This window comes from Streptomyces sp. NPDC001108 (genome assembly GCF_053598535.1).
Genome location: NZ_JBSFKL010000024.1, coordinates 59,584 through 68,913, shown reverse-complemented (window position 1 = coordinate 68,913; position 9,330 = coordinate 59,584). Strand labels below are relative to the sequence as shown.

The following is a 9,330-nucleotide window of genomic DNA, read 5'->3' as shown; positions in this document are numbered from 1 at the left end:
CTCCGATACTGGATGTATCGGGGTGACCCCGACAACGCGGCGAGCGTGCGTGCCGGGCGCCGCACGGCAGGCGGCAGTTTGAAGACAGGTCCTAGGGCGAGTGGGAAGGCGGTTCAGTCCAGCCCGCCGCCGACCACCGGCAGCTCCAGCACGCCGGTGTCCTGCGGGGCGCTGACGACCGTCACCGGCTTGATCCCCCGGTTGCCGGAGTACGCGGTGTCGCTCGCCGCGATCGCGAATTCGAGCCGGTGGCCCGTCTCGTAGCGGTGGACGATGCCCGGGAGCCGTACGGTGAACGGGCGGGTGACATCGGGGACCCGTACCGGTGCGACCAGCCGGTTGACCAGGCTCCTGGTGCCGTCCGGGGCGACGTCGTAGACCTTGGCGAACAGGACGAGCCGGTCGGCGGCGTCGCCGCTGTTCTGGACCCGCTCCGTCGCCGGCGAGACGACCTTCAGGGTGGCCTTCGGCGCGCCGACGACGTCGACGGGGGACGTCAGCGGGGCGCTGGTCCAGCCGAGGTAGGTGCCCTTGATGTCGTAGGGCTTCGGGTCGGGCAGCCCGATGACCCCGGCGAGCGAACTCTCCGAATGACTGGTCGGAACCAGCCAGTTGGCGTACTGGCGGCTGCCCCGGACGACCTCGGACCGGTCACCGACGAGCTTGCCGTCGCCGGAGAGGTACATCTTCCGCGACAGGGCCGGTACGGCGGACGCCGTGCCGTATCCGCTCTGCCAGTCGCGGTAGTAGGCGAAGGCGGGGCCGGTGTCGGCGCTCCGGTCGCCCTGGAGGTAGCGGTCGAACCAGGCGAGGACGCGCCGGCCGACGTAGCTGCCCTCCAGGTTGCCCTGGCCCAGGTCGAGTTCGCCGGGCTTCTGGCCGCCGCTGTGGCCCCAGGACTGCCAGATCATCCTGGTGGTGGTTCCCTGCGCCCTGAGCTTCTCGTAGGTGGCGGTGGCCTCGTTCAGGTTGAACAGGCTGTCGGTCTGGCCCTGGACGATCAGGGTGGGCGCCTTGACCTTGCCGAGGTAGTCGACCGGGGAGACGCTGCGCGCGTAGTCGAGCATCGCGGTGGTGCGGTCGACCGGGAAGCTGCCGGAGTTGAGCAGCCGGACGGTGTCGCAGGCGGGGGTCGCGAAGTGCAGGCAGGCGAGGTTGTTGATCCGGGACGGGTCCAGGCTCGCGTTGAGGAGGGTCTGCCCCTCCCCCATCAGGTAGAAGCCGTTGGTCCACTGCCACTTGAAGACCCCGGCGGTGTCGGAGGAGACACCGGTGCGGGCGTCGGCGCTGTTCGGGGCGAGCGCGTACGCGAGGTCGTTCCAGGTGATCAGCGGGACGAGGGCGTCGACCCGGTGGTCGACGGAGGCGGTGGCCAGTTGGACGGCGCCGCCGTACGAGCCGCCGATCATGCCGACCCGGGGGTCGCCCGCGCCGTCCTGGACGACGTAGTCGGCCCGGGTGCCGTCGTCGGCGGCGCGGGTCCCGGCGAGGAAGTCGATGAGGCCGGCGGCCGCCCGGCCGTCGACGGCCGGGTCGTCGAGGGTGATGAGGCAGCCCGACTTGCCGAAGCCGAGGCCGGAGTAGACCAGGCCGACGTAGCCGCGCGAGGCGAACGCCTTGCCGATGGCGTCGGTCGTGCCGTCCGACTTGCTGCCGCCGAAGCCGTTGGTGGCGAGGACGGCGGGGGCCGGGTGGCCGGCGTCGGCCCCGGCGGGGCGGTACAGGTCCGCGTCGACGGTGCAGGAGCGGCCACCGGCCCGGACGGTGAACTTCAGCGGGGTGACGGTGTATCCGCCCGCCCCGTCGGCGGTCGCCCTCGCCGCACCGGTGAGGACCAGCGGTGCGGCGAGGGCGGCCCCGGCCACCCAGGCGAGCGACCTGCGGGAGGTCGTCCGGTATCCGGACCGGGGGCGGGACACAGCACGCGACACGAGGACCTCCACACCGAGAGCGCTTACCGAACGGTAAGTAACGGAACGCGCTCATGCTGTGACGGCGTCGCGAGGCTGTCAACGTCCCGGACGGCGATTCCTGAACACTGCTCAACTTCTTTACGAATCGACGGGGTTCAGCGCAGGGCGGGCTCCTCGACGGTGAGGGTGGCGGGACCGCCGTCGGCCGGGGCGTCCAGCACCGCGGACACCCCGAGCGGCACGGTGAGCGAGGTCGGCCCGTGGCCGAAGCCCAGCTCCTCGACGACCGGCACGCCGAGCGGTCCCAGCCGGTCGGCGAGCACGGCCCGCACCCGCTCGTACGGCCCGCAGCCCGACCACGACCCGCAGACCACCCCGGCGATCCCGTTCAGCGCCCCGGCCCGCAGCAGCTGGGTGAGGATGCGGTCGAGGCTGTACGGGTCCTCGCCGGTGTCCTCGATCGCCAGCAGCCCGCCGCGCGCCGAGGTCCGGGCGGACGGTGTGCCGAGGTCGGCGGCGAGCAGGCTGACGCAGCCGCCGTAGACGATGCCGCGGGCCCGGCCGGGCACCAGCGCCCGCGCGGCGGGCAGGCCGAGCGTCCGCACCGACTCCGGCGCGAACAGGGTGGTCCGCAGCGACTCCTGGGTGTCCGGGTCCTTGAGGAACGTCTCCGTCGCGGCCATCGGGCCGTGCAGGGTGACGATCCCCAGATGCCGGGCGAACGCCTCGTGGAGCACGGTGACGTCGCTGTAGCCGACGAACACCTTCGGCCCCGCCGCGCGCATCGCCGCCCAGTCGACGAGGTCGGCCGTCCGGTGGGCGCCGTACCCGCCGCGGGCGCAGATCACCGCGTCCACGGACGGGTCGCACCAGGCCGCCTGGAGGTCGGCGGCCCGTGCCTCGTCGGTGCCCGCGAGGTAGTCGAGCCGGGGGTGGACCGCCCGCGCGTGCGGGGCCTCGACGACCTCCAGGCCCCAGCCGCGCAGGATGTCCAGCCCCGCCTCCATCCGGTCGGCCGGGACCGGGCCGCTCGGCGACACGACGGCGACCCGGGCCCCGGGGCGCAGCCGGGCGGGGCGGGTCAGTGGTTCGAGGGTCGGGGGTTCGAGGGTCACCGCTTCAGCTCCAGCGGGGGTACGTCGGCGTGCTCGGCTCCGAAGACCTGCCCGTACAGGGAGAGTTCGGCCTCCAGTGCGCGGATCATGGTGTCGGCGCGGCGGAAGCCGTGGCCCTCGCCCTCGAAAGTGAGGTAGGCGTGCGGGATGCCGCGTCCGTCGAGTGCGGCGAGGAAGCGTTCGCACTGGACGGGCGGGCAGATCGGGTCGTCCAGCCCCTGGAGCAGCAGGAAGGGGGTGGTGAGCCGGTCGACGCGGCCGACCGGGGAGCGGTCGCGGTAGCGGTCCGGGACCTCGGCGAGCGGGCCGACCAGGGACTCCAGGTACTGGGACTCGAAGTCGTGGGTCTCGCCGGTCCCCCAGCCGGTCAGGTCGAGGATCGGGTAGATGATCGTCCCGCAGGCGTAGACGTCGGTTCCGGTCAGCGAGGCGGCGGTGGTCCAGCCGCCGGCGCTGCCGCCGCGGATGGCGAGCCGGCGCCGGTCGGCGGTGCCCTCCTTCGCCAGCGCCTCGGCGACGGCGGCGCAGTCCTCGACGTCGACGACGCCCCACTGGTCGCGCAGCCGGTTGCGGTACTCCCGGCCGTAGCCGGTGGAGCCGCCGTAGTTGACCTCGGCGACGCCGATGCCGCGCGAGGTGAAGTAGGCGATCTCCAGGTCGAGCACGAGGGCGGCGTGGCCGGTGGGGCCGCCGTGCGCCCAGACCACGTAGGGCGGCAGTTCTCCGGCGGGGGCGGTGTGGTCGGGGTTGCGCGGCGGGTAGAGGTGGGTGTGGATCTCGCGTCCGCCGGGGCCGGTGAAGGTGCGCTGTTCGGGCCTCGGGTAGTAGACGGGGTCGACGACGTCCCGGTGCGGCGCGCCGATGACCCGGGTGCGGCCGGTCGCGGTGTCCAGCTCGACCACTTCGTACCCGCTGTACGGGCTCGCCGCCACGCCGACGACGCGGCTGCCGTGCGCGGTGAGGGTCTCGGCCCATTCGGTCCAGGGTCCGGCGGCGTCGACGAGTTCGCCGGTCCGGGGGTCGAGGATGCCGAGCGTGGTGGTGCCCTTGCCGTGGATGGTGGCGATCAGCCCGTTGTCCAGCGGCCGGAACCAGGCGAGGCCGATCTTCCAGAGGGGGCCGGCGAACTCCTGCTCGCGGGGGCAGAGGGCGACCGCGCCCCGGTCCGGGTCGTCGCGGTAGAGGTTCCACCAGCCGCCGCGGTCACTGGCGAACAGCAGCCGCCCGTCGGCGTCCCACTCGATCTGCGGCACCGACTCCTCGGGGCCGCCGAGGTGGGACCGGATGTGGTGGAAGGTGCCGTCCTCGGCCACGTCCGCGAGCATCACCTCGGTGCCGTCCCACGGCATCCGGGGGTGGTCCCAGGCGATCCACGCCGCCTGTGTGCCGTCCGGCGAGAGCTTGGGCCCGGTGACGAAACGGTGGCCGTCGTCGCCGAGTTCGCGGACCGCCCCGCGGTCGTCGGCGGCCGAGCCGTCGAGCGGTACGGCGGCGATCACCCGGCGCAGTTCGGTGGGGCCCTCGCCGGTGAACTCCTCCAGGACGCACCAGACCTCGCCCCGCTCGGCATGGAGCTGGGGGTCGACCCAGCGCAGCCCGCCACCGGTGGCGGAGAGCGGGGTGAGCGGGCGGGGCGCGTCCGGCCCGTCGGGGGCGTAGGCGTAGAGCCGCTGGTCGGCGAAGTGGACGAAGACGATCAGCGGGCCGCCCTCGGCGCGGGCCGCCCCGGCCCAGGGCACTCCGCCGTACTCGATGACCCGGCTCCGTACGTTCCACGGGGCGGGCAGGACGGATTCGGTCGTGCCGTCGGCCCGGCGGCGGACCAGGGCGCGGCGGCCGGACTCGGCGGGGCGCGGTTCCGTCCACCACACCTCGTCGCCGACGGTGCCGGCGTACTCCGGGCGGCCGTCCTGGGAGGCGGCGAGCGCGGCGTCGATCGGCGAGGGCCAGGTTCCGTGGGGCCCGGTGTGCTGCATGTGTCGATTCCCCCTCTGCCGTCAGGCAGTACGCAGGTAGTGGTCGAGGACGCGGACGCCGAAGTGCAGGGCGTCGACCGGGACGCGTTCGTCGACTCCGTGGAAGAGCGCCTGGTAGTCGAAGCCGACGGGCAGCTTCAGCGGCGAGAAGCCGTAGCCGGTGATGCCGAGCCGGGAGAACTGCTTGGCGTCGGTGCCGCCCGACATGCAGTACGGCACGACGTGGCCGTCCGGGTCGAAGCGCTCGATCGCGGCGCGCAGTTTCGCGAAGGTGGGCGAGTCGACGGGGGCCTGGAGCGGGATCTCCCGGTGGTGGAACTCCCAGTCGACGTCGGGGCCGGTCAGTCGGTCCAGGGTGGCGTGGAACTCGTCCTCGCCGCCGGGCACCATCCGGCCGTCGACGAACGCGGTGGCGTGGCCCGGGATGACGTTGACCTTGTATCCGGCGTCCAGCATCGTCGGGTTGGAGCTGTTGCGGACGGTGGGTGCGACCAGGTCGGCGGCGGGGCCGAGCTTGCCGAGCAGTTCGTCCACGTCGAAGCCGGGGGCGTCGAGGTCGGGGCGGATGCCGTGGAGGGCGGCGATCTCGGTGAGCGCGGCGCGGACCGTGGGGGTGAGCCGGACGGGCCATGCGTGGGCGCCGATCCGGGCGACGGCGGCGGCGAGCGCGCTGACCGCGTTGTTCCGGTTGACCTTGGAGCCGTGTCCGGCCTTGCCGTGCGCGGTGAGTTTCAGCCAGGCGGTGCCGCGTTCCCCGGCGGCGATCGGGTAGAGCGGCATGTCGGGTCCGGCGTGGAAGGTGAAGGCGCCGGACTCGCTGATGCCCTCGGTGCAGCCCTCGAAAAGATCGGCGTGCCGGTCGGCGAGGAAGCCCGAGCCGTCGTCGGCGCTGGCCTCCTCGTCGGCGGTGTACGCGATGACGATGTCGCGGCGGGGCCGGATCCCGGCCCGCGCCCAGCCGCGTACGACGGCCAGGACCATCGCGTCCATGTTCTTCATGTCGATGGCGCCGCGTCCCCAGACGACGCCGTCGCGGACCTCGCCGGAGAAGGGGTGCACGGTCCAGTCGGCGGCCTCGGCCGGGACCACGTCGAGGTGGCCGTGGACGAGGAGGGCGTCGGCCGAGGGGTCGGTGCCGGGGATGCGGGCGACCACGTTGGTGCGTCCGGGGGTCCGCTCCAGCAGGGTCGGTTCGATCCCGGCGGCGGCCAGCCGCTCGGCGACGTACTCGGCGGCCGGCCGTTCCCGGCACTCGCCGTCACCCCGGTTGGTGGTGTCGATCCTGATCAGCTCGGAGGTGAAGGTCACCGATTCGTCGAGCGCCTGCCGGTCGACGCCGCCCTGGGTACCGGTCGCGTCAGCCATACTGTTCCTCCACGGCGGACGACACGATCGTCGTCACGGCCTTGAACGTGCGGATTCCTTCGTACATCGTCGCGCTGGTGTAGGCGACGCGCCGTTCACCGCTGGGCGCCACGCCGGGGACGACGGTGGCCGCCTGGGCCAGGTGCTCGGCGTCGAACTCCAGCTCCACGGTGAAGGGGCCGCCCGCGACGGGTTCGTACCGTCCGGCGAGCGCGGTGGCCTCCTTGGCAGCGGCCCTGATGTCGGCCGCGGTGCGGGCCGGGGTGCGGCAGACGGCCGCGTACCGCGACACGTAGTCCTTGACCGCGACCTTGCGGGCCGCCGGGGCGTACCCCTCCGCGTCCACGCAGGTCAGGTTGTCGCCGGTGACCAGGACGACGGGGATCCCGTACTCGGCGACGACATGGGCGTTGAGCAGGCCCTCGCTGGCGCGGGCGCCGTTGAGCCAGACGCCGGTGATGGAGTTGGCGAGGTAGGTGTGGGCGAGGACCCCTTCCGCGCCGGCGCCGGTGTGGTAGCCGATGAAGGCGATGGCGTCGACGTCCCCGTGCTGGATGCCCTCGACCATGGAGAGGGACTTGTGTCGCCCGGTGAGCATCTCGACCCGGTCGTCCAGCCGCTCCAGCAGGAGGTTCCGCATGGACCAGTGGGCCTCGTTGACGAGCACCTCGTCCGCGCCGCCGTCGTAGAAACCGAGCGCCGCCGCGTTCACGTCGGAGGTGAACATGGCGCGGCACCGCTCCCACTGGGGCGTGCCCGGCAGCACGTCGGCGGGCCAGGTGACGCCGGTGGCGCCTTCCATGTCCGCGCTGATCAGGATCTTCATGCCGGGCCACGGTACGCGCCCGAGAACCGCCAGGCCAGAGCCACGAGCACGTTCAATGGTCCAGTCCTCCGAAGGGTGCGCGACGCACACCGCGAACGGGCGCATCACGGACACCGGGCCCTGCGGGGGCGGCGCCGGTGCCCCCGGGTCGCCTTGACACATTCCACTACCCCAGACCATGATTCCATTAATTGACTAATGGAATTGAGGCGAAGTGCATGGCAGACGCATTGACTCCGGCCGGCTCGTCCGGTGCCTGGGCCCTGGAGGCCCGTGGCCTGGGTAAGCGCTACCGTCGCGGCCGGGCGCTGGAGGATGTCTCCTTCCGGCTGCCGGCCGGCCGGATCTGCGGCCTGGTCGGCCCCAACGGAGCCGGGAAGAGCACCCTGCTCGGCATCACGACCCGTCAGGTGCAGCCCACGGAAGGCAGCCTGAGCATCTTCGGCGTGCCGGTGGACGACCCCCGGGCGATGCCGAGATTCGCGTTCCTCGGCCAGGACAAGCCGCTGTTCAAGCGGTTCACCGTGGCCGAGACCCTGCGCATGGGCAGCGAGCTCAACCCCAACTGGGACGCGGCCTCGGCGGAGCGGATCGTCCGGGCGGGCCAGGTGCCGATGGACGCCAAGGTGGGCACGCTCTCCGGCGGCCAGCGCACCCGCGTCGCGTTCGCCCTCGCCTTCGGCAAGCGGCCCGATCTGCTGCTGCTCGACGAGCCGATGTCGGACCTCGACCCGCTGGCCCGCCACGACATGAGCACGCTGCTGATGTCCGAGGCGGTCGAGCACGGCACCACCGTCGTCATGTCCTCCCACATGCTCTCCGAGCTCGAGGACATGTGCGACTACCTGCTGGTGCTCGCGGGCGGCCGGCTCCGGATGGCGGGGGACGCGGACGCGCTCGTCCCGGCCCACTCGCTGGTGACCGGACTCGCCACGGACGGCGACCCGGCCGCCCTGCTCGCCCCCCACACGGTCATCGAGTACCGCGTCCAGGGCCGGCAGTTCCACGCGCTGGTCCGGCCCCGGGGCCCGCTGTCCGGCGACTGGGTGGTCGCCGAACCCAGCCTGGAGGAAGTCCTCCTGGCCCATCTGCGCTCGCCGCAGGCGCCCCCCTTGTTCACACCCGGTGCCCGTACCGAGGCCGAAGGGAGCCACACCGCATGAGCACCACCCTCACCGAAGCCCCCCGGTCCGGCGACACCACCAAACCGCGGCTGCTGCGCGGGCTGAGCTGGCTCGTCGTGCGCCAGCACCGGGGCGCCCTGCTCACCCTGCTCGGCGCGACCGTCCTCGGCTCGCTCTGGATCATGTACGAGCGCAGCAGCATGAAGGACGTCCTGACGGCCGCGGGCTGGCCGGAGAAGGACGTCATGTCGCTGAACTTCGACTCCGACGGCGTCAACCTCGTGGTCAGCGCGCTCGGGGCGCTGCCGCTGCTGCTCGCCGTCTTCATCGGCGCCCCGCTGATCGCGGGCGACAAGGAGAACGGCACCGCGCAACTGGTCACCACCCAGTCCGTCTCGCGCGGACGCTGGGCGGTGGCGAAGCTCGCCTGGACCTACGGCGCGGTGCTGGTGACCGGCGTGGTGCTGTCGGTCGTCTTCACCTGGTGGTGGAAGCCCTACCGCTCGGTGTTCCCGTACGACTGGGCGAGCGGGTCGATCTTCGACATCACCGGACCGGTGCTCCCCGCCCTCTGCCTCTTCCTGACCGCCGTGGGCATCACCATCGGCGTGCTGGTGCGCCGGACCCTCCCGGCGATGGCGGCCGGACTCTTCTTCTCCTGGGGCTTCGGGGTGTTCTGGGACGAGATGATCGTCCGCCTCGCCTCGACCCGCACGCTCGTCTACCCGCTCGACGCCGACATGCCCGCGCGGCTGAACGACTCGCTGGAGGTGGACCGCTGGATCAGCTCCGCCGACGGACACCTCTACGGCTGGGGCCTGTGCTCCAAGACCACCGAGAAGGCCACGGACGCGTGCATCGAGAAGCACGGCATCGTGAACAATGTCTACGAGTACCTGGAGTACAACCAGATGGGCGGCATGCAGTGGCTCGGGGCGGCCCTGCTGCTCGCGGGCACCGCGGTGCTCACCGCGTTCGTCCTGTGGCGGGTGTCCCGTCGACCGCTCTAGA

Annotated in this window: 7 protein-coding genes; 2 read left to right on the top strand and 5 right to left on the bottom strand. The window is 72.5% G+C overall.

Annotated elements, in window-relative coordinates; all coding sequences use genetic code 11:
• Positions 1 to 113: 113 nt before the first annotated feature.
• From ACWC97_RS32045 to ACWC97_RS32025, 5 genes are all read right to left on the bottom strand, one after another.
• The gene (locus tag ACWC97_RS32045; protein ID WP_450653149.1) at positions 114 to 1,943 is read right to left on the bottom strand and encodes a CocE/NonD family hydrolase; all 1,830 of its coding nucleotides are present in this window, start codon (positions 1,941 to 1,943) and stop codon (positions 114 to 116) included.
• Positions 1,944 to 2,068: 125 nt separating this feature from the next.
• Positions 2,069 to 3,028 carry a S66 peptidase family protein gene (locus ACWC97_RS32040; RefSeq protein WP_450653147.1) on the bottom strand — a complete coding sequence of 320 codons (960 nt, stop codon included), beginning with the start codon at positions 3,026 to 3,028 and terminating at the stop codon, positions 2,069 to 2,071.
• A complete protein-coding gene (locus tag ACWC97_RS32035) occupies positions 3,025 to 5,004 on the bottom strand; it encodes a prolyl oligopeptidase family serine peptidase (RefSeq protein WP_450653145.1) in 1,980 nt (659 codons plus the stop codon). The genes ACWC97_RS32040 and ACWC97_RS32035 overlap by 4 nt, the downstream gene beginning before the upstream one ends.
• 21 nt (positions 5,005 to 5,025) lie before the next feature.
• Positions 5,026 to 6,369, bottom strand: a complete 1,344-nt coding sequence (locus ACWC97_RS32030) for a M20/M25/M40 family metallo-hydrolase (RefSeq protein ID WP_450653143.1) — start codon at positions 6,367 to 6,369, stop codon at positions 5,026 to 5,028.
• Positions 6,362 to 7,195: a M55 family metallopeptidase gene (locus ACWC97_RS32025; protein WP_352279633.1), complete on the bottom strand. Its 834-nt coding sequence runs from the start codon at positions 7,193 to 7,195 to the stop codon at positions 6,362 to 6,364. Before ACWC97_RS32025 ends, ACWC97_RS32030 begins: the two co-directional genes overlap by 8 nt.
• Positions 7,196 to 7,413: 218 nt before the next feature.
• On the opposite strand from ACWC97_RS32025, the gene ACWC97_RS32020 reads away from it, so the two are divergent.
• Complete coding sequence (locus tag ACWC97_RS32020; protein ID WP_450653142.1) at positions 7,414 to 8,358, top strand: ABC transporter ATP-binding protein; 945 nt, start codon at positions 7,414 to 7,416, stop codon at positions 8,356 to 8,358.
• The gene (locus tag ACWC97_RS32015; protein WP_450653140.1) at positions 8,355 to 9,329 is read left to right on the top strand and encodes an ABC transporter permease; all 975 of its coding nucleotides are present in this window, start codon (positions 8,355 to 8,357) and stop codon (positions 9,327 to 9,329) included. The genes ACWC97_RS32020 and ACWC97_RS32015 overlap by 4 nt, the downstream gene beginning before the upstream one ends.
• Position 9,330 lies beyond the last annotated feature (1 nt).

Bases quoted from the DNA above. Each gene is read 5' to 3' on its own strand.
- ACWC97_RS32035 (WP_450653145.1), bottom strand. From the start codon at position 5,004: ATGCAGCACACCGGGCCCCACGGAACCTGGCCCTCGCCGATCGACGCC.
- ACWC97_RS32030 (WP_450653143.1), bottom strand. From the start codon at position 6,369: ATGGCTGACGCGACCGGTACCCAGGGCGGCGTCGACCGGCAGGCGCTC.
- ACWC97_RS32025 (WP_352279633.1), bottom strand. From the start codon at position 7,195: ATGAAGATCCTGATCAGCGCGGACATGGAAGGCGCCACCGGCGTCACC.
- ACWC97_RS32020 (WP_450653142.1), top strand. From the start codon at position 7,414: ATGGCAGACGCATTGACTCCGGCCGGCTCGTCCGGTGCCTGGGCCCTG.
- ACWC97_RS32015 (WP_450653140.1), top strand. From the start codon at position 8,355: ATGAGCACCACCCTCACCGAAGCCCCCCGGTCCGGCGACACCACCAAA.